The organism is Limosilactobacillus rudii (genome assembly GCF_014145455.1).
GTDB classification, from domain to species: domain Bacteria; phylum Bacillota; class Bacilli; order Lactobacillales; family Lactobacillaceae; genus Limosilactobacillus; species Limosilactobacillus rudii.
Window position 1 is genome coordinate 58,345 of sequence record NZ_JACIVB010000049.1, and the last position, 20,775, is coordinate 79,119.

The following is a 20,775-nucleotide window of genomic DNA, read 5'->3' on the forward strand; positions in this document are numbered from 1 at the left end:
ACCAGAATGGCAACCAAAGCAACTAAAACGGCGACTAAAAAAACAACGCGTCGTCGCTCAAAAATAAAGAAAAACTTGGTGATTGTCGAATCGCCATCAAAAGCGAAAACAATTGGAAAATTTCTTGGGCGATCATATAAGGTCGTTGCAAGTTTAGGACATATCCGGGATCTACCAAAAAGTCGGATGGGAGTCGATATTGAACACGACTATACGCCAGACTATATTTCAATTCGTGGCAAGGGTGATGTCATTAAGGAATTACGGAAAGATGCCAAAAATGCAAAAGCAGTCTACTTGGCTTCTGACCCGGATCGTGAAGGAGAAGCAATTGCTTGGCACGTTTCCAATATTTTAAAACTTGATGATGACCGGAAAAATCGTGTTACCTTTAATGAGATCACTAAAGATGCGGTTAAAGAAGCCTTTAAAGAGCCACGAACAATTAATATGGACTTGGTAGATGCGCAACAAGCACGACGGGTATTAGACCGGTTAGTAGGTTATTCTATTAGTCCAATTCTCTGGAAAAAAGTCAAGAAGGGCTTGAGTGCTGGTCGTGTACAGTCAGTTGCCCTTTATTTGATTATTCAACGTGAAAATGAAATCAAAAACTTTAAGCCAGAAGAGTACTGGACAATTGATGCGGATTTTAAGAAGGGAAAAGAAGAATTTAAGGCTAGCTTTTATGGTGAAAATGGTAAAAAGGTTGCCTTAAAGAGTAATGATGACGTTCAAAGTATTCTTGCTAAAATTGACAAGAAAAAAGATTTTGAAGTTACAAAGGTTACTAAACGTGAGCGTCGCCGGCAACCACAACCACCATATACGACGTCCACCATGCAGCAAGATGCTAACAGGCGCTTGAATTTCCGAACACGGAAGACGATGATGGCTGCGCAAATGTTATATGAAGGTATTGACATTAAAGAAGGGGCTCCGGTGGGGTTAATCACTTATATGCGGACAGACTCTACTCGAATTGCATCCGTTGCAAAGCATGAAGCATCAAATTATATTCATGAAAACTATGGTGGCGAATATGCAGCGGTTAAGCCAGTCAAAGGAAAGTTACCAGAAGGGGCGCAGGATGCTCATGAAGCAATTCGTCCTACATCTGTGTATCGAACTCCAGCAAAGATGAAGCAGTATTTAACTAATGACCAATATAAGCTATATAGTTTAATTTGGTCACGATTTGTTGCAAGTCAAATGACAGCAGAAGTGATTGATACAATGAGTGTAAACTTGCAACAAAATGGTGTTGATTTCCGTGCGAACGGCTCTAAGGTAAAGTTTCCTGGTTTTACTAAGGTTTATAAACGTGGCACTGAAAAGGATAATATATTGCCGGAACTTGCAGAAGGCGATGCTGCCCAGATGATTAAGGATGATCCAGCCCAACACTTTACTCAACCCCCTGCTCGTTATACAGAAGCATCACTAATCAAGACATTGGAAGAAAATGGTGTCGGTCGGCCTTCAACTTATGCTCCAACTCTCGATACAATTCAGCGGCGTTATTATGTTCGTTTAGTATCCCGGCATTTTGAACCTACCGAATTAGGAGAAATTGTTAACAGAATTATCGAAAAACAATTTCCAGATATTGTAAATGTCCAATTTACTGCTGATATTGAAGGTAAGCTTGATGAGATTGAAGAAGGTAAGCAAAATTGGATTAAGGTTATTGATAAATTCTATCAACCATTTTCTAAGGAAGTTGATGCAGCTGAAGAAGAGGTTGATAAGATTGAGATGAAAGATGAGTTAGCGGGTACTGACTGTGAAATTTGCGGTGCGCCAATGGTAATTAAAATGGGACGTTATGGTAAGTTTTACGCATGTTCACGCTTCCCTAATTGTCGTAACACAAAGGCGATTGTAAAGGATATCGGAATCACATGTCCTAAGTGTAAGAAAGGGACTGTTGTGGAACGAAAGTCAAAGAAGAATCGTACTTTCTATGGTTGTTCCCGTTATCCAGAATGTGACTTTGTTTCATGGGATAAGCCAGTCGGTCGAGACTGTCCTAAAGATGGGCATTTTCTTGTTGAGAAAAAAGTCAAGGGTGGCAAACAAGTTATTTGTCCTAATGGTGACTACAAAGAAGAAATTCAGAAGTAAAACAAGAATATTATTTTTACTGAATTTTACTAATGTCAAACTATTGAAAGAGCTTCCAAAATCTGCTATTGTGCGTGTGGAAGCTTTTTTGTATACTTAATGTTAAACGCTTATCATTTGAAGGGATCGATAACATATGATTACTTTACAGAACCCACAATTAACGATTCAAATTAATGAATTAGGTGCTCAATTACACAGTATTAAGCGGCATGATAATCAAATTGAATATTTATGGCAAGGCGATCCTGCTTCATGGAAGCGGCAAGCTCCGATTCTCTTTCCTTTTGTTGGCCGGCTTAAAAATGATCAATATCGTTATGGCGGCAAAATTTATCATCAGACGCAACATGGCTTTGCTCGTGACCGCCAGTTTAATGTTATCGAGCAAACACCAACAATGGTAATACTGGAACAGCATGATGATGCTAAGACTTTACAGGTATTTCCATTTTCATTTAAGCTTCAGGTAAAGTATGAATTGAAGGAGGATAAGTTAGTCGTTGATTATCGGGTAACAAATCCGAGCGCAGATAAAACTTTACTTTATGCGATAGGAGCCCATCCAGGATTTAATATGCCGTTAACAAATACTGGAACCTTTAATCAGACACAATTATCTGTCTGGCCGGCTGAAGAGTATTCGCGGATTCTTTTGGAAGGACCGTATAATGATTCCGAGCATCCGCAATTAATTAATATGAAAGAAGCACGGATGCTTAATCATGACGACTTTAATCATGATGCGATCATTTTTAAGACAGCTGGGGGTCATTTTAAGGTTAAATTAACGGACACCGTAGCTAATCATGGTGTTATTGTTGATACTTTTGCCACTGAGTATGTTGGAGTTTGGTCTCAATATCCGGCAACTGCACCATTTGTATGTGTTGAACCATGGTGGGGGATTGCTGATAATGTCAATGGTGATGGTGAGTTGCTACATAAGCAAGGAATGCACCGCTTAGCGCCTGCAGAGTCAGATAATTATAACTTTAGTATTAAGCCATTTTAAAAATAAAATGAGAGGCAACAAAAATGCTGTCCTCTCATTTTTATTTATGCTTCTTTTGTCGGAGATAGTAACCGAGGCCAAAGCTAACCATCGACTCTTTTCCTGATAAAATTCGTTGGATATTTGATACGTGACGGTAGACTACAATAGCTGTTAATATTCCGGCAACAATTGATAGTATCCAGTCGTGAATGAAAAGGGCAATAACAAAAATTGCGGATATCCCGATCATGCTTGCCATGCTAACCATACTAGTTAAGCACAGGACCGCAATGAAAATTAAACAGGCAATTAGAAAAAGTAGTGGATTATATGCAAGTAAAATACCAGCACTAGTAGCTACAGCCTTGCCACCTTGAAAATTATCAAAAATTGATGCCGTGTGTCCTAAACTGGCAAATAAACCAATCAATAGGGGATTGACAGTACCTGAAACGCCTAGAAAATATGGTTGGCTAGCGGCTAAGGTACCTTTTAGAACATCGATAATAAGAACTACCACGCCAGCTTTGAAACCCAGCGTTCGGAACGTGTTAGTAGTCCCAATATTACCACTGCCAAGCTTACGAATATCTTTATGGTAAATATATTTGCCAATCCATAGGCCGGTAGGAATTGAGCCAAGTAGATAGGCGATAATAATCATTCCGATAATTTTAAAAATCATTATAATAGCTCCTTAATAATAGCCTTCACAGCATTTAAGCATAGCATGAATAGAGCTTTTTCACCACTAATAAATGAGGATTTATGAAGTGAATTTGCGAAAGATGCAAGTTTTGAGTATTATTCAATATGGATTGAATTTGTATAGTTTTAAGCTTTACAATTAATAAACGTAAATGGTACAATAATTTTTCGAACATACGTTTAGACATTAAATTGGCAATGGGAGGTCATTTTGTGGCCAAGAAAGAAGTAACATATGATGCCTCATCGATTCAAGTGTTAAAGGGACTTGAGGCAGTACGAAAACGACCAGGAATGTATATTGGGTCAACAGATTCGCGTGGGTTACACCACTTAGTATATGAGATTGTAGATAATGCCGTTGATGAAGCATTATCAGGATACGGTGATGAGATTAATGTCACGATTGAAGCTGACAACTCAATAACGGTTCAGGATCATGGACGGGGGATGCCAGTAGGAATGCACGCTTCTGGCAAACCAACACCGGAAGTCATTATGACGGTTTTGCACGCTGGTGGTAAGTTTGGACAGTCTGATGGTTATAAGACGTCAGGTGGTCTTCATGGTGTGGGAGCTTCTGTAGTTAATGCATTATCTACTCACTTAACCTTAACAATTGTGCGTGACCATGTACGTTATCAAGAAATTTTTAAAGATGGTGGTCAACCGGTAGGCACATTAAAGAAACTGGGAAAGACAAAGGCAAGTAACGGGACTACGGTTTCTTTTAAGCCGGATTCAAAGATTTTTTCAACGACTGTTTATGACTATAATACTTTAGCTAATCGATTGCGGGAATCAGCATTTTTACTTAAAGGGATTAAGATTACCCTTACAGATAAACGTGCTGGTCAAGAAAAGCAGGATATTTTTCAGTTTGATAATGGAATTAAGGAGTTCGTGTCATACCTTAACGAAGGAAAAGACACCCTTGGTAAGCCCCTTTATTTTGACGGTAAACAAGACGGCGTGGAAGTGGAAGTAGCTGCTCAATACAATGATGGTTATTCTGAAAGCCTTTTGTCGTTTGTTAATAATGTTCGAACACCAGATGGCGGAACTCATGAAGCGGGATTTCGGAGTGCCTGGACTAAGACTTTCAATGAATATGCTAAAAAAGTTGGCTTACTAAAGGCTAATGATAAAAATTTGGAAGGTAGTGATGTCCGTGAAGGTCTCACTGCGGTTATTTCTGTACGAATTCCTGAACGTCTCCTTCAGTTTGAAGGGCAGACAAAAGATAAGCTAGGAACACCAGAAGCACGTAAAATAGTTGACGCAATCGTTAGTGAACAGCTTGGCTATGCGTTAATGGAAAATGGCGATTTTGCCCAAATGCTAATTCGAAAGGCGGTAAAAGCTCGTGAGGCTAGAGAAGCAGCCCGAAAAGCTCGTAATCAAGCTCGTGGGGGGAAACGTAAGAGCAAAAAAGAACGAAACCTTTCAGGAAAACTAACTCCGGCGCAGTCAAAGAACGCCAAGAAGAATGAACTTTTCTTGGTCGAAGGTGATTCTGCCGGTGGTTCTGCCAAACAAGGGCGTGATCGAAAATTCCAAGCGATCTTGCCCCTAAGAGGAAAAGTTCTTAATACAGAAAAAGCTAAATTGGACGATGTGTTAAAGAATGAAGAATTAAATACAATTATTTATACTGTTGGCGCTGGTGCAGGATCAGAATTTAATGTTGAGGATTCAAATTATGATAAGATTATTATCATGACGGATGCCGATGATGACGGCGCTCATATTCAAATTTTGCTCCTGACGTTCTTTTATAAGTATATGCGGCCAATGATTGAAGCAGGAAAAATTTATATTGCGTTGCCGCCGCTTTATTGTATCCAGCGTGGACGGGGAGCCAAGACCAAAATTACTTATGCATGGACAAATGATGAGCTAACCAAAATGTCTAAGGAAATGGGTAAAGGAGCTCAGTTGCAACGCTTTAAGGGTCTTGGAGAGATGAATGCTGACCAACTCTGGGAAACAACAATGAATCCTGAAACACGGACGCTAATTCAAGTGCGAATTGAGGATGCTGAATTAGCTGAACGACGAGTTACCACATTAATGGGTAGCAAAGTCGAACCACGACGCGAATGGATTGAAGAAAATGTCCAGTTTACGCTAAGTGATGACCAAGAATCTGATAAACTTGTTGAGAATAAGGGAAGATTGTCATCTTCAAAAATGCCAACAATTAATACATGGAATTAAAGAGAAGGGAATAAAGTTTTGTGAGAAACGGAAAAATTGAAAGCATGACGCTGGAACAAATTATGGGTGATCGTTTCGGCCGTTATTCAAAATCAATTATCCAAGAGCGGGCATTGCCAGATATTCGTGATGGCCTAAAACCAGTTCAACGGCGAATTTTATTTGCGATGAACAAAGATGGTAATACTTATGATAAGGGATTTCGTAAGTCTGCTAAGTCTGTTGGTAATGTGATGGGTAATTTTCACCCTCATGGAGATAGTTCGATTTATGAAGCATTAGTACGAATGAGCCAAGATTGGAAACTGCGGGAACCATTAGTTGAGATGCATGGTAATAATGGTTCAATGGATGGTGATCCACCGGCAGCAATGCGTTACACAGAGGCACGGTTAAGTAAGATCGCAGGCTTAATGCTTCAAGATATTGATAAAGATACAGTTGAAATGACCTTGAATTTTGATGATACAGAAAAAGAACCAACTGTATTACCAGCACGAATTCCTAATTTATTAGTAAATGGTGCTACGGGGATATCAGCGGGTTATGCTACTGAAATCCCAACTCATAATCTTAGTGAAGTACTTGAAGCTTTGATTTATCTAATCAAGCATCCAACAGCGTCTCTTGATAAATTAATGGAATTTATTCCAGGTCCTGATTTTCCAACAGGGGGAATTATTCAGGGAATTGATGGTATTCGAAAAGCGTACCAGACTGGCCGGGGACGAGTAGTCGTTCGAGCTAAGACTGAAATTGAAACTTTAAGAGGCGGTCGCCAACAAATTAATGTGACCGAAATTCCATATGAAGTAAATAAGGCACAATTGGTTAAGCGAATCAACGACTTACGATTAGCAAAAAAGGTTGAAGGAATTGCAGAAGCTCGTGATGAAACTGACCGGAGCGGTTTACGGATTGCCATTGAACTAAAGCGTGGTGCTAATGCAAATGGAATTCTTAATTACTTGCTAAAAAACACTGATTTACAAATTAATTATAATTTTAATATGGTTGCGATTGATGATCAGCGGCCAATGCGGGTTGGGCTAAAACGGATTTTGACTTCATATTTGGAGTTCCAAAAACAAATTATTAGGCGACGAACACAATTTAACCTTAATAAGGCTCAGCAACGGTTGCACATTGTCGAAGGCTTGATTAAGGCATTATCAATTCTTGACCAGGTTATCAAAACCATTCGGGCTAGTAAAAATCGCAAGGATGCTAAAACAAACCTGGTAAAAGAATATGACTTTACGCCAGAACAAGCAGAAGCAATTGTAACTTTGCAACTGTATCGTTTAACTAATACCGATGTAACTGAATTAGAAGACGAACAAAAAAAGCTTAATTTGAAGATTAAAGAATATCGCTTAATCTTAACCGATGCCAATGAATTGGCCAAGGTTCTTACTAAAGAAATTCGGGCAATAAAAAAACAATTTGGTAATCCACGCCGGACAAAGATTGAAAATCATGTTGAAAAGCTTGAAATTGACACTAAAGTCACGGTTGCTAACGAAGATGTGGTTGTCTTAGTATCTCATGCGGGCTACATTAAACGTAGTAGTATTAGGTCATTCAAAGCCTCAGCAGCTGATGAAAATGGGTTACGTGAAGATGATTACCCGTTGCTTGTTCAACAGACTAATACACTTGCTCATCTCTTTATGTTTACTAATCTTGGCCATATTATTTACCGACCAATTCATGAAATAGCAGATGTTCGTTGGAAGGATACTGGCGAGCATATCTCACAGACAATTGGGCTGGCTGATAATGAAGAGATTATTAAAGCAATGATTTTTGATAAATTAGAGCAACCAGGAACAATTATTATGGGAACCAGTGATGGTCAAGTAAAACAGACGGCTTTTAATGAATATAAACCTGGTTCGCGTTATAAGAGTCATGCTAGTGTTGCGATTAAGTTGAAAGATGATAACGCGCGGGTAGTTAGTGTCGATTACTACGAACCTAAAAATGAAAATCAGTCATTATTGACAATTAGTCGTCAAGGATATGCAGTGCGTTATGATATTGCTGATGTACCAGTTACCGGTATTCGGACTGCTGGGGTACGAGCTATTAACTTGAAAGATGATGACCAAGTAATGGATCAGGTACTGGTTAAAGATGGCGATAATGTTGCGGTAATTACACAGCGGGGAGCATTTAAAGAAATGCCGGTTGATGATATTGAAGTAGGTGCGCGGGCGCGTCGTGGTGAATTAGTACTACGTCGGCTAAAATCTCATCCACATGAAATAGCGGATTTTGTAGCTTATGATAATGCTTATAAAGGTGCTTTTGAAATTATTACGGATCGTCCTGCCTTCCAAGATGTAATGGTGACTGATCACCATTTAGGGTCAATAAAATCAAATGGAACTTTTGTTATCGATACAGATACGCAAGGTACACCCGTTAAATTACGGCTAAAACAAGCAGATATTTTGGCGGAAGAAGCGGTTGCCCAAAGTTAGAAGGCAAAAGAGGGATTAATTTGGCGTACGTTAGAGAAATAAGAAGTTTAGTAGGACACCGCCCGTTAATTATGACAAGTGCATCCGGCGCGCTTTTAAATAATCAAGGAGCAGTACTACTACAAGAACGGGCTGATACAGGAGACTGGGGATTTCCAGGTGGATATATGGAATATGGCGAGTCTTTCAACGAGACAGTCAAACGAGAATTTAAAGAAGACGCGGGAATTGAAGTTGTTCCGTTAAGACAATTGGCAATTTTAGATCAAAACTTTTATACGTATCCCAATGGTGATTGTGTTCAACCCATTAATGTTTTTTATTTAGTTAAAGCGTCAAGTGCAAAAATTTCTCAGCCAAAGGTGACAGAAACTAGTGCTGTTCGTTACTTTTCATTAGCAAAACAGCCACCACGCTTTTTTAATGACCAACATCAACAAATGTGGGAAATTTTAAATAATTTCATTCAAAATAAGCAAGATATTTAATAATTATTCTTTAATCTACTTACTTCCATGATAGAATAGGAAATGTAGATTGTTCCACGTACTAGTATGACTAGTAATAAAGCAGTGAACAAACAGGAGGAATTTATATGAGCAAAGAATTAGTATTTGGACATCAAAAGCCTGATACAGATGCGATTACTGCAGCAATGGCATTTTCATATTTTCAAAATCAATTAGGATATGAAACAGAAGCAGTTGCTCTTGGCGAACCAAATGATGAAACTAAGTTTGCATTAAAGACATTTGGAATGGAAGCACCTCGGGTAATTAAGACCGCTGCTAATGAAGTAGATAAGGTAATGCTTGTTGATCATAACGAACCACAACAGAGTGTAAGTGATATTGACAAAGTTACTGTAACCCATTTAGTAGATCATCACCGAATTGCAGGCTTTGAAACTGCTCAACCACTATGGGCAACTGTTCGTCCTTACGGTTGTGTAAGTACAATTATTACTGAATTATTCCAAGAAAAGCATATTAATATTCCTGCTGACTTAGCTGGAATGATGCTTTCTGCGATTATTTCTGATACTTTACTCTTAAAGTCACCAACCACAACGGATCATGATCGAGAAGCAGTTAAGTACTTAGCAAAAATTGCTGGAGTTGAAGACTATGAAAAATACGGCATTGATATGCTAAAAGCTGGTACAAACTTGGCTGCTAAGTCTGAAGCTGATATTGTTGATGGCGATGCAAAGACTTTTGAACTTGGTGGCAAGAAGGTACGTATTGGTCAAGTAAATACGGTTGACTTGGATGATGTATTTAGCCGGCAATCAGAGTTAGAAAGTCAAATGCAAAGTTTAATGGATGATAATAGTTACGATTTATTCTTATTGATCGCTACTAACATCTTAAATAGTGACTCCGAATTACTAGTAATCGGTGATCCAGCTGAAAAGGTTGAAGCAGCATTTGGTAAGAAACTCAACGAAAAGAAGCGGATGAACTTACCTGGTGTTGTATCACGGAAGAAGCAAGTTGTTCCTCCTTTAACAGATGCTTTTGAAGGCTAATAGGTATAAACAGCCTAAGATTAGTTCAGAACGAGAATAATCGTTTTGGACTTTTTTTATTACTCTAAAGATAGCTAAGGTAACTTTTTGAGCAAAAAATTATACTTTCGTTCTTAATAGTTTAAAATTATAGTTACTAACTTATGAAAAGGGGCGAAGAAGGATGAATATTACTTTTACAAAGGAAGCTATTAATCGGTTGACACGGTATGATTTATCGAGTAAAACAATGTTACTTGATTTTGATGATGGTGTAGGACCATTTTCTGCAGTTGGTAGTTGTAGCTTAGATGGTGGATATCGGTTAATTCTTGTTAATAAAGATGCTGAGGTCCCTGACTATAATGAAAGAATTCAATCTAACTTAGGCGATCTTTATATTAAGCGTCATACTGCTGTCCAATTTGATGATGAAATGGAAGTACGATTCAATCCTCAATATTTTACGATGCCACTTGTTAGTCCGCAAAGAGTACTTACTGATAACCTTGAAGTTCTTGATTTAAGTAATGATGAGCTAAACTCTCACTATAATCGAGCACATGATTGTTAAAAATAAAGATCCTGCCAGAATAATACCGAGCTGTGCTTCCTATTGTTAGCGGTATACACACCTCATTATTGACAGGATCTTTTTGATTTATTATAAAATGAAACGAAATACTACTGTTGTAATTATACCAATAACGCCAATGATTGCTGCATATGAAAAATGCTTGCGGCTATTGGCATTTTTCATCGCTTGCCGCCCCATTAGGATAATAAAAATTGCCCAAAAGAAAGCAGCAATAAGCAAGATATATAATTTCCAATTAATTGGTAAGTGGTGATAGAAATCACCATAAAATACCATCACGCCAATAAACATTACAAAAGCGTAAGCATAATTGTCATGACGAAAGTTCGTAACAAAAAAATAACCGAATAAGCAAATTAATATTAGACTAATTACATCATTTAGGACCATCCAAAGTCACACTCCCTTATTTACTCCTTATTATAGTTAATTAATATCTAAATACAAAATGTTAAGAAGACAAGTTAAATAATATGATATGATTATCTTGAGAGATTAATGAAGGTGGTCTTAACAGTGAAGAAAAAAGCGATGCGCCAAGAAATAAAATTATTAACTGAGGAAAACCAACAATTACGACGCTATACTTTATTGACAACGCTAGGAATTACGATGGGATTAGCCATTACATTGGTAAAGGCAATTCGTAAAAGTTAAATTTTACGATTGCAATTAAAAAGGAGCCGATATCAGCTCCTTTAATATTATGGTATTTATTTTGCGTCTTTTTCGACTTCTTCACGGGTCTTTACATCATTAACGTGAAGCTCAAATTTTACTAATTTTAATCCGGTCATTTTATCAATTGCTCGTTGAACTTCAGAGCAAACTGCTTTAAAAATTTCAGGTGCGCTTTTACCGTATTCAATAGTTGCATCCATTTTTAAGGCTACTTGTTTTTCGCCAACATCGGCATCAATACCCTTTGTAGGATTACTTCCAGAGGTTACTTTATCTGCAAGTTCACTAAACATATTACCATCAAGAGAGAGAATTCCCGGAACCCGACTTGCGGTGATTCCAGCGATTTTTTCGATTACTTGGTCATCAAACGTTAATTGCTCGTCGATCGTTTTAGTTGTTGTATTGGTTGTAGTTGTCATAGTAATTCCTCCTTGGAAATTAGTTGGCAATTTTGTCTAACATCTTAATGGCGAGCTTATTCAAGGAATAGCCTTTAGCGTCAAGAAAATAACCGATACCGCCTAGTATTATGGTTGTTAGTAGGATTCCAAGCATTGGGAAAAATCCCCAGATGACCCAGCTAATACTAATAATTAGTCCCATGATCATCCCTAGTGTTGTTAGCTTCATAGTGTACCTCCCTTAAACGATAACGACTGACTTTTTGTGTGAGTATGGATCTAAGTTAATTCTGAGCTTATTAAGGTCAATATTAAATTTTTGCTTAAGGTCAGTTCTTATTGTTTGTTGAATTGCGGAATGAAGCATTTCAGGGTTTGTTCGACTTGATAACATTCCGTTAACCGTGACGTCAGCTTTTTGGTGGTGGCGGTGCATTCGAAGTTTGATTGCTGGATTGTAAAGATCATACTTTGCAATCGAAGTCTTTAAACTATGTTCTACCGCTTGTCGGTCAATTTGTACCTTATTGGCCCCATCTTTGGCGATAGTCATTTGTTTAGTCGTGGTTGGGCGGAAAATCGCCACAGCCATAACGGTTAAAGCTACTATAATCAGGAACGCAGCGACTCCAGCTGAAAATTGTTGACCAGTTGGGCTGTGAAGCCAGTCATTAACTGGGATTGTCCAGGCTTCATCACGATAGACCCATAGAAGGATAACGACGGTTCCAACAATTATTTGTAATAACATGGCGAATGATATCCACCATTTTTTCCAGGCAGCCATAAGCATCACTTCCTTTCAGTGTCCATGGATAACTTTTACTATGAACTAAGCATAACATGTTAGAAAACGCTTTACTGCATTTATCGTAATACTAAAGGTAATGTTAAGCTGGTGTTAACAAAATAGTCATAATTAATAAAACAGTCTTGCTGTACAACAATTGTTGCAGTAAGACTGTTTTTATAAAACTATTTATTTTGACGTTCTTGTAATTTGGCAATTTCAGAGTATGCGGGGGCTAACATTTCCTCAACTTGTTGAAAGAGGGGGGTATAGCGTTGGTAAACTTTAACTGCTTTTGCCGATGGCTGGTAGGAACTAAAATTACCAATAAAATTTTGTGGTGTATCTAGATTGTTAATCATTCCTAAACTCTTCATTGCCATTACGACAGCACCGAGGCAACCAGATTCAAATGAGTCGGGAATATTTACCGGACAGTTAAGAATATCCGCAAGCATTTGTCGCCATACTTGTGATCGGGCAAAGCCACCAGTTGCGGTAACACTCGCTGGTTCACCAACTAAAGCACGAACAGCTTGGAAAACTGTTGCAATATTCATGCTTATTCCTTCCATTACTGCGCGAAGCATATCAGCACGAGTGTGGATTTGTGATAAGCCAAAGAAGCTACCACGAGCCTGCGCATTCCATAATGGTGCCCGTTCGCCGTCTAAGAATGGATGAAATAGGAGTCCGTGAGAACCTGCTGGAACTCCCTCAATTACGTGATTAGCGAGGGTATATGGATCGACGTTCTCATTTTTTACTGCACTACTATCAACCAAGTGTTCAACGGCCCATTGATAAACATCGCCACCATTATTCAATGGACCACCAACGACCCATAATCCATCATCAATTGCATAGCAGAATAACCGTCTTTCAGGGTCAATAACGGGATGGTCAGTTACCACGCGGACAGCTGCCGAAGTTCCGATAGTGATGGCAACGGTATTTTGTTTTGTTGCACCAACGCCAATGTTAGAAAGGGCACCATCATATGCACCGTAAACAAATGGGGTATTAGCGGGAATATCAAGCTTTTTCTGTGCAGTTGGTATTAAACCAATTGCTTGGGTAGTTCCACTGACAATTTCAGGCAACTGGTCAGTAGTGATACCAGCAAGGTCTAAGGCTTGTGAGTCCCATTGTCCGGTCTTAATATTCATTAATCCAGTGCATGAGGCGATTGAAAGGTCGACCTTAAATTCATGGAATAGACGGTAGAACAAGTAAGCCTTAATATCGGCAAAGTAAGCACTCTTCTTAAATAATTCTGGTTCATCCGATTTTAACCAGAGAAGCTTAGTTAGGGTTGACATTGGATGGACAGGGGTTCCGGTCTTCAAGTATAACTGTTGCCCCTCAGTCATCATCTTCAAGTTATCAGCAGCCCGTTGTGCCCGACTATCTGCCCAGGTAATTAAGCGGGAAAGTGGTTTTTTATCTTTGTCTAATAAAAGTAAGCTTTGGTTTGCACTTGAGACAGCAACTGCTAGTAGTTTTCCCTGTGTAAGGTCTGCCTTTGCTGCTACATCATGAATAGCCTGTTCAGCAGCGTTAATAATTTCTTCGGGCTCTTGTTCTGCCATTCCAGCTGCATTTCGGTGTAGTTCGTATCCGTGATTAGCTTGATTAAGAACATGAGCATCCTGGTCGTATAAAACAGCCTTTGTGCTTGAAGTTCCAATATCGACACCAATTAAGTAGTTCATTGAATGTTCTCCTTTAATAATTCAATTAATTCTCTCTAAATATTATAACTCTAACTATTATATTCTAAAGTGACTGACGTGCAACGATTTCGACGGGTAAAAGTGTAGTTGAACTGATAAAACTCTTATGTTCAATTTGAGAAACTAGTTTATTAGCTGCAAGGTTACCCATTAATTCCATATTTTGTTTTAAAAGAAAAATACCATTTCCAACGTATTGAGACCATTCCCAATCATCAAAGCTTACTAGACCAATATCATCAGGGAAAGTTAGGTCGAGACTCTTAAAGATAGCGAGAAGGTCAAAAAGAATAGGTCCCATTAATGAAACAACTACGGTTCTTCCAGATAATTCATTTAACTCTTGCAGGAACTTTTTTGCTAACCACTGACGGTCATGACCACGAGTTTCAATATTATGGTAAGTGAGGCCATTATCAGTAGCTGCAGTTTTTATCCCGGCGATTCGCGGAATTTGACCGGATGCCTCAGCAAAGCGGGCGCTGACTGTTAAGATATTTTGATAACCTTTTTGGTAAAGTATTTTTCCAAGTTGATAGCAAGAATCACGATTAGCAGAAGTTACTTTGCCAATGTAGGGTGGCTGATTATCAACTTCTCGGTCGACAATTACAATTGGGATATTAGCATTAATAGCTGGCGCAAATTGTTCAAAATTGCGTGAATTAGGTTGAATAATAACACCATCTACTCGTTGCTGGTAAAGGCGTTGAAGTGCGCGTTTTTCAACATCTTTTGAATTATTGGTATTCATTAATAAAATATCATAACCTGATTGTTGCAAAATATCATCTATTCCCTTTGCCAGTAAGGAGGAAAAGGGGTTAGAAATATCACCAACGAGAACACCGACAACATGGCTTTGTGTCTGTCGAAGACGCTGTGCAGATGCAGTAGGAATAAAATGGAGATCGGTGATGGCTTTTTCAACTCTTTTCCGAGTAGTAGGACGCATTTTTTCGTAGTGGCCGTTTATAATTCGTGAAACTGTTGTTACTGAAACGCCAGCAGCTTTTGCTACATCAGCAATAGTAATATGTTTTGACATTTTATTAGTTCATCATCCTTATTAATATCTACTATTATTTAGGATACCAAAACATAAAAAAAGCGTCACTAGCTAAGTTGCTATAATGACGCCAAATAAAGATTAAACAAAAAGAGAAATAGTATATACTGCACCAAGTCCTGCGAGTGCTAATACTGAAGTTAATGTTGACCATGATAATAAGGTTTCCTTAAGTGATAGACCAAAATATTCTTTAATCATCCAAAAACCAGCATCATTAACATGATCACAGAAAACTGAACCGGCACCGACTGCAAGAACCATTAAAGCAGCCATTGCAGAATTTGAGCCGAATTGGTGAGCCATTGGTGCAACAAGACCGGCAGCAGTCATTGCAGCTACGGTTGAAGAGCCAAGAGATACCCGTAGAATGGCAGTAATTAGCCAAGCAGCAAGAATTGGTGAAATATTGGTTTGGGCAAAAAGAGTTGAAATGTACTTTGAAATACCACCGTCAACGAGAACTTGCTTAAAGGCACCACCACCACCGATGATTAAGAGCATTACTGAGATTTGCTTAATTGATTCAACCATCGAATTAGAAATTTCGTTCATCTTTTTATTTCGCCAGAGACCCATTGTAAAGATGGCAAAGATTAACGAAAGAAGCATTGCAAGGTCTGGAGCACCAATAAATTGGATGAATTCATTAATAGGGTTATTCTTTGGAAAGATAAATGAACAAATTGTCGCAAAAGCGATTAAGATTACGGGCATCATTGCAGTTAAGACGGAAATACCAAATTTAGGAGTTTCATCAATGTCAAATTCTTTGTATTCGCCTAAAACAGAAATATCGATATCTTTACGATAAACCTTTGGATATACTTTGTGAAGGAACCAATTAAATAATGGACCAGCAATAATAATGGTAGGAATTGCAGCAATAATTCCTAGTAAGAGAACATGACCAAGATTTGCACCAAGAATATCGGAAATAGCAGTTGGTGCTGGGTGTGGTGGTAGAAATGCATGGGTAACATTTAAGGTTGCGGCCATTGGAATTCCAAGATACATTAATGGCATATCAAGTTCACGGGCGATAATAAAGATAATAGGAAGGACTACGACCAATCCCACTTCAAAGAAAAGGGCAAGCCCAATAATAAACGAGGCAAGAATAACCGCTACTTGAATCCAACGACGACCAAATTTGTCAATTAAGGTAGTAGCAATCCGATAACCACCACCAGCATCTGATACTAATTTGCCAAGCATTGATCCAAAGCCGAAAATGATCGCCAAGTGACCGAGCTGACCACCAATTCCGTTTTCAATAGTTACCGGAATTTTAGTAAAGGGTAATCCAAGCATTAAGGCAACAATAAATGATGTAATAACTAATGCAACAAAAGTATTTAGCTTTAGTTTAACAATCATAAAGATTAAAAGAATAACACCGATTAAAACAATAAGTAATGGCATAATGAACCTCCTAGTGAATAGATTGTTGTTGTAGTTTTGCAATGGTGGAGTAAGCAGGTGTAAGAAGACCTTCTACTTGTTGGAAAAGAGGAAGATAATTTTGATAGATTTTTACATTTTGCTGATGAGGCTGATAAGAGCTAACAGAACCAATAAATTTAGTAATGATCTCATAATTATCAATTAATCCAAGACTCTTCATCGCCATTGTGATTGCGCCAAGACAACCTGATTCAAATGAATTAGGAATGTTGACAGGACAATTTAGAACGTCAGCAAGCATTTGTCGCCAAACTTCAGCACGAGCAAAGCCACCAGTTGCGGTAACACTAGCGGGTTCTCCAACAAGGTCTCGAACTGCTTGAAAAACAGTAGCAATATTCATACAAATTCCTTCCATCACTGATCGAAGCATGTCTGCCCGGGTATGAATTTGTGATAAGCCAAAGAAACTTCCCCGTGCATTAGCATTCCACAATGGTGCTCGTTCACCGCCAAGAAATGGGTGGAATAATAAACCGTGAGCGCCTGCTGGAACTCCTTCAATAACATGGTTAGCTAGAGTGAATGCATCAACATTTTCATTTTTAACTGCGCTAGCATCAACAAGATGTTCGACTGCCCACTGATAAACGTCACCACCATTATTAAGTGGTCCGCCGACAACCCATAATCCCTTATCAACCGCGTAGCAGAATAGGCGTTGTTGAGGGTCAATAACAGGATGATCGGTAACAACACGAACACCAGCAGATGTGCCGATAGTAATAGCAACCGTGTTTTGTTTAATTGCACCAACGCCTAGATTTGAAAGGGCTCCATCAAAAGCTCCATAGACAAATGGTGTATTTACAGGTAGCCCAATCTTCTTTTGTACTGAGGGAACAAGACCAATTTCTTGAGTAGTTCCATTAACAATTTCAGGAAGCTGACTACGAGAAACTTTTGCTAAGGATAAAGCTTCCTCGTCCCAATCACATGTATTGACATTCATCATTCCAGTACATGAGGCGATAGATATGTCAACTTTGAAAGTATTAAAGAAATGGTAGAACAGATAAGATTTAATATCTGCAAAATATGCCGTCTGAGCAATGCTTTCTGGGTGAGTTTTGTTTAACCACATTATCTTAGTCAATGGTGACATTGGATGAATAGGTGTACCAGTTTTAGCATAAATATGTTGACCGGTTGGCGAATTTTTAAGCTCATTTGCTACTTCTTGGGCGCGGGTATCTGCCCATGTAATTACACGGGAGAGAGGTTGAAAATCTTTGTCAAGCATAATCACGCTCTGATTAGCACTTGAAAATGATACGGCTAATACTTGTCCAGTGGTTAAATCGGTACTGTTTGCGGCTTGACGGATAACTTCTTCAACGGCAGTAATAATTGCCTTGGGATCTTGTTCAGCCATTCCCGAAACATCGCGATATAGAGAATATCCTTTACTAAATTGTTTTAAAACTGTTGCTTTTTCATCATATAAAACAGCCTTTGTTGAGGTTGTGCCGACATCGACACCAATATAATAGTTCATAGCTTATTTCTCCCTTGTTATTTTTGAAAACGCTTTAGTTTATCGTTACACCACATAATATAATATTATATGTAAGCGATGTCAATGACTGAAATAAAATAATGGTATCGTTTTCCTAAAAATAGATAAAAAAGACATTGCACCAAATGTGTTAATTATGATACTATTAATTGCTTAAAATTTTTCGTAATAATCGTTAGGGAGGGAATTACAATGAAGATTCGTAAGGCAACAATGGCAGATTTGGATATAGTTGTTGATATTTTACGTGACGGTCGCAATCAATTGGCGGAGCGCGGTGTTGATCAATGGCAGGGGGACTATCCGAATGTCGAGCATGTTAAGGAAGATATTGTGAACGGTTATGCCTACTTAGTTCAAGCAGATGATGACCAAACCGTTGGAACACTAGCAATCGTTAATGCGCCGGATCACTTTTATGATAAGCTAGATGGAAAATGGCTAATTGATACTGAGGACTACGTTGTAATTCACCGGGTAGCAATCCATTCAAAGCACGCTGGCAAAGGATATGCGTCAAAATTATTTATAAGTGTGATTGATTATCTGGAAACAGCACGACCAGAAATTAAATCTATTCGCTTAAGTACAAATGAAAATAATTTAGTAATGCAGCGGGTAATTGCAAAGAACGGTTTTACTAAGTTGGGGACGCTACATGGCGCATTCCGACCTACTGAACTTTCATATGTTTATGAATTACTAACAAGGGTTCGTGTAACGTCGAAAGGATAATTAACAATGAATAAAAAGTACTGTCCCAATTGTGGAAAACAACAACCGCAAAATGCTAAGTTTTGTTCAAATTGTGGCTATGACTTTCGAGAATTAATGCAACGGCGGTCAGTAAAGAAACGGTCTAGGAACCGCCAAAACAAAATAGCATTACTTATTCTTTTGCTAGGTGTTTTGAGCCTTGTAATTGTCCTGATTACTAGTCAACGGGGCAACCATTATAAGAGTCATGAACTGGCAACAACAAGTTCAGCTGTAAATAGCAGTATGAGTTCAACAACAGAAGATGACAGCGAACAAAGTACAACAGAAGCGGGTAACCAGACAAATATACTACCTGCTAATATTGGGCCACGGGTTAGCGCGGCAGCAATAACTTATTATGCGGTTAAGAATAGTGATGCCACTTGGGGCGACTTTTTTGGCCTAGATACGAATAAGGGAATTACCGTTCGATTGTCGACTGATGAAGAATTATTAAGTAAGCTAACTGATAGAGGTCAGGGGATGGCTTACGAAGTATTTAATTATCATGGTGTTACTAGTAACGATAATACAAGTTTCATTTATACAATTGATAAGAATGATAATATTAATATTTACTACCTCTCACCGCGGAGTAATGCAGATACTTATGAGCCAACGGTGACTATTTCACGGTCGGAAATTATTAGTTATTTAAATAATCATCACTATGCCAATAATGTTAAAGCCCTTGGTGAAAAAGTTGTGATTGAAAAATAAGAGAGCGGGAATTAACTCGCTCTCATCTCAATAGGCTTTGTGTTGATTGTGTTGAAATAAAATTCCCCAAATCAGCTTTTTAGCCAATTTGAGGAATTTTGCTTATTTAAACTTTATTTTTTATTAATTTGCTGGGCATAATCACGAGCGTTATATAGTTCATAAACGACCCAAGTTTCGATTAGTGTGATGATACAGATAAGGACTGCAGTGTACATATCTGGTAAGACAAATAAGAGAAGTAGGAAAATCCACGAGATCCAAGACCATTGTGTTTCAATAGTAATTATTCGTTGGACGCGTTTAGTTGGCACTGCCCGACCAGAACGAGTGAAGATTGTCCGGATTTGGTAAAAATAGCGAACTTCAAAAATACTTTCAATAATAAAGATTGCAGTTAACACAATCAAAAAAATATTCATCATAGTTAAATCACCCTCAATGTTGATTTCATTTCTAATTTTAGGACTTTTCTGATACTGGGGCAATGAAAAAAGAAAGCTAGACATAAAGTGCAGTATACAAAGAAGCTCCAGTGCCCGGCCAAGCCGAACCCTGGAGCTTCTTTTCAGAATTTCCACATATTCAAGGAATAGTAGGTGAAATAATTAGTATTCCATCGCTATTAGACATTCATTGTCTTACCATATTCATTATTAATGGTGTCAACAACGTCCTTAGCATGCATATCATCTTCAACAACTGTCTCGCCATCGCGAAGTGTATACTTTACGCTGTCGTCCAAATTATCAAAGTCAACATCATTACCATTAGCATCTACAAAATCAAACTTCGAGTTTTGGAAGTTTTTAAGAGCATCTGCATTAATTTCCATGATTATGCTTCCTTTCGCCATTATAGTAACACTAAATTAGCAAAAGGTATAGAGGAGTGCCAAAAATAATTTTAAATGAATTTTTGAAAAGGATAAAGTAAAAAACTAGTATAGAAAATAGACGATTGGATAATTTTGTATTTGTT

General features: G+C 38.3%; 21 protein-coding genes. 10 read left to right on the plus strand and 11 right to left on the minus strand.

Translation table 11 applies throughout. The features are described from left to right. Positions 1-6: 6 nt before the first annotated feature. Positions 7-2,127, plus strand: a complete 2,121-nt coding sequence (topA, locus tag H5S39_RS04435) for a type I DNA topoisomerase (RefSeq protein WP_182595749.1) — start codon at positions 7-9, stop codon at positions 2,125-2,127. A gap of 136 nt (positions 2,128-2,263) precedes the next feature. Continuing rightward, the gene (locus tag H5S39_RS04440) at positions 2,264-3,142 is read left to right on the plus strand and encodes an aldose 1-epimerase family protein (RefSeq protein WP_182595747.1); all 879 of its coding nucleotides are present in this window, start codon (positions 2,264-2,266) and stop codon (positions 3,140-3,142) included. Positions 3,143-3,182: 40 nt separating this feature from the next. On the opposite strand, the gene plsY is transcribed toward H5S39_RS04440, so the two are convergent. After that, complete coding sequence (plsY, locus tag H5S39_RS04445; RefSeq protein ID WP_182595745.1) at positions 3,183-3,809, minus strand: glycerol-3-phosphate 1-O-acyltransferase PlsY; 627 nt, start codon at positions 3,807-3,809, stop codon at positions 3,183-3,185. 221 nt (positions 3,810-4,030) lie between these two features. Here plsY and parE point away from each other — a divergent pair, with 221 nt between their 5' ends. From parE to H5S39_RS04470, 5 genes are all read left to right on the plus strand, one after another. Next, positions 4,031-6,052 carry a DNA topoisomerase IV subunit B gene (gene parE / locus H5S39_RS04450; protein WP_220477054.1) on the plus strand — a complete coding sequence of 674 codons (2,022 nt, stop codon included), beginning with the start codon at positions 4,031-4,033 and terminating at the stop codon, positions 6,050-6,052. Positions 6,053-6,072: 20 nt separating this feature from the next. Beyond that, positions 6,073-8,541 (plus strand): DNA topoisomerase IV subunit A, encoded by a 2,469-nt coding sequence (parC, locus tag H5S39_RS04455; protein ID WP_182595741.1) that lies wholly within the window; start codon positions 6,073-6,075, stop codon positions 8,539-8,541. 20 nt (positions 8,542-8,561) lie between these two features. Beyond that, positions 8,562-9,029, plus strand: a complete 468-nt coding sequence (locus H5S39_RS04460; protein WP_182595739.1) for an NUDIX hydrolase — start codon at positions 8,562-8,564, stop codon at positions 9,027-9,029. A 107-nt stretch (positions 9,030-9,136) separates the two neighbouring features. Next, positions 9,137-10,072: a manganese-dependent inorganic pyrophosphatase gene (locus H5S39_RS04465; protein WP_182595738.1), complete on the plus strand. Its 936-nt coding sequence runs from the start codon at positions 9,137-9,139 to the stop codon at positions 10,070-10,072. Between the two features lie 163 nt (positions 10,073-10,235). After that, a complete protein-coding gene (locus tag H5S39_RS04470; protein ID WP_182595736.1) occupies positions 10,236-10,625 on the plus strand; it encodes an iron-sulfur cluster biosynthesis family protein in 390 nt (129 codons plus the stop codon). Positions 10,626-10,715: 90 nt separating this feature from the next. On the opposite strand, the gene H5S39_RS04475 is transcribed toward H5S39_RS04470, so the two are convergent. Continuing rightward, a complete protein-coding gene (locus H5S39_RS04475; protein WP_182595733.1) occupies positions 10,716-11,039 on the minus strand; it encodes a hypothetical protein in 324 nt (107 codons plus the stop codon). Positions 11,040-11,165: 126 nt separating this feature from the next. Here H5S39_RS04475 and H5S39_RS04480 point away from each other — a divergent pair, with 126 nt between their 5' ends. Further along, positions 11,166-11,306, plus strand: coding sequence for a hypothetical protein (locus H5S39_RS04480; RefSeq protein WP_182595829.1), 141 nt, complete (start codon positions 11,166-11,168; stop codon positions 11,304-11,306). 56 nt (positions 11,307-11,362) lie between these two features. Here the strand turns inward: H5S39_RS04480 and H5S39_RS04485 are convergent, their stop codons facing one another. The 7 genes from H5S39_RS04485 to H5S39_RS04515 all read right to left on the minus strand — a co-directional run bounded on the left by H5S39_RS04485 (position 11,363) and on the right by H5S39_RS04515 (position 18,294). Then, positions 11,363-11,752 (minus strand): Asp23/Gls24 family envelope stress response protein, encoded by a 390-nt coding sequence (locus tag H5S39_RS04485; RefSeq protein ID WP_182595731.1) that lies wholly within the window; start codon positions 11,750-11,752, stop codon positions 11,363-11,365. A gap of 19 nt (positions 11,753-11,771) precedes the next feature. Next, on the minus strand, positions 11,772-11,963 hold the full coding sequence (locus H5S39_RS04490; RefSeq protein ID WP_182595729.1) for a hypothetical protein: 192 nt from the start codon (positions 11,961-11,963) through the stop codon (positions 11,772-11,774). Positions 11,964-11,975: 12 nt separating this feature from the next. Further along, positions 11,976-12,521: an alkaline shock response membrane anchor protein AmaP gene (gene amaP / locus H5S39_RS04495; RefSeq protein ID WP_182595727.1), complete on the minus strand. Its 546-nt coding sequence runs from the start codon at positions 12,519-12,521 to the stop codon at positions 11,976-11,978. 188 nt (positions 12,522-12,709) lie between these two features. After that, positions 12,710-14,239, minus strand: coding sequence for a gluconokinase (locus tag H5S39_RS04500; protein WP_182595725.1), 1,530 nt, complete (start codon positions 14,237-14,239; stop codon positions 12,710-12,712). Between the two features lie 64 nt (positions 14,240-14,303). Further along, positions 14,304-15,308 (minus strand): LacI family DNA-binding transcriptional regulator, encoded by a 1,005-nt coding sequence (locus H5S39_RS04505; protein ID WP_182595723.1) that lies wholly within the window; start codon positions 15,306-15,308, stop codon positions 14,304-14,306. 102 nt (positions 15,309-15,410) lie between these two features. Then, positions 15,411-16,754: a gluconate:H+ symporter gene (locus H5S39_RS04510; RefSeq protein WP_182595721.1), complete on the minus strand. Its 1,344-nt coding sequence runs from the start codon at positions 16,752-16,754 to the stop codon at positions 15,411-15,413. A 10-nt stretch (positions 16,755-16,764) separates the two neighbouring features. Continuing rightward, a complete protein-coding gene (locus tag H5S39_RS04515) occupies positions 16,765-18,294 on the minus strand; it encodes a gluconokinase (protein ID WP_182595719.1) in 1,530 nt (509 codons plus the stop codon). A gap of 213 nt (positions 18,295-18,507) precedes the next feature. Between H5S39_RS04515 and H5S39_RS04520 the strand changes: the two genes are divergently transcribed. Together H5S39_RS04520 and H5S39_RS04525 are read left to right on the plus strand one after the other, a co-directional pair. Continuing rightward, entirely contained in the window at positions 18,508-19,050 is a 543-nt protein-coding gene (locus H5S39_RS04520; RefSeq protein WP_182595718.1) for a GNAT family N-acetyltransferase, read from the plus strand. Between the two features lie 6 nt (positions 19,051-19,056). Then, positions 19,057-19,794 carry a zinc ribbon domain-containing protein gene (locus tag H5S39_RS04525; RefSeq protein ID WP_182595717.1) on the plus strand — a complete coding sequence of 246 codons (738 nt, stop codon included), beginning with the start codon at positions 19,057-19,059 and terminating at the stop codon, positions 19,792-19,794. 113 nt (positions 19,795-19,907) lie between these two features. On the opposite strand, the gene H5S39_RS04530 is transcribed toward H5S39_RS04525, so the two are convergent. Together H5S39_RS04530 and H5S39_RS04535 are read right to left on the minus strand one after the other, a co-directional pair. Then, positions 19,908-20,219 carry a hypothetical protein gene (locus tag H5S39_RS04530; RefSeq protein ID WP_182595715.1) on the minus strand — a complete coding sequence of 104 codons (312 nt, stop codon included), beginning with the start codon at positions 20,217-20,219 and terminating at the stop codon, positions 19,908-19,910. A 200-nt stretch (positions 20,220-20,419) separates the two neighbouring features. After that, a complete protein-coding gene (locus H5S39_RS04535; protein WP_182595713.1) occupies positions 20,420-20,650 on the minus strand; it encodes a hypothetical protein in 231 nt (76 codons plus the stop codon). Positions 20,651-20,775 lie beyond the last annotated feature (125 nt).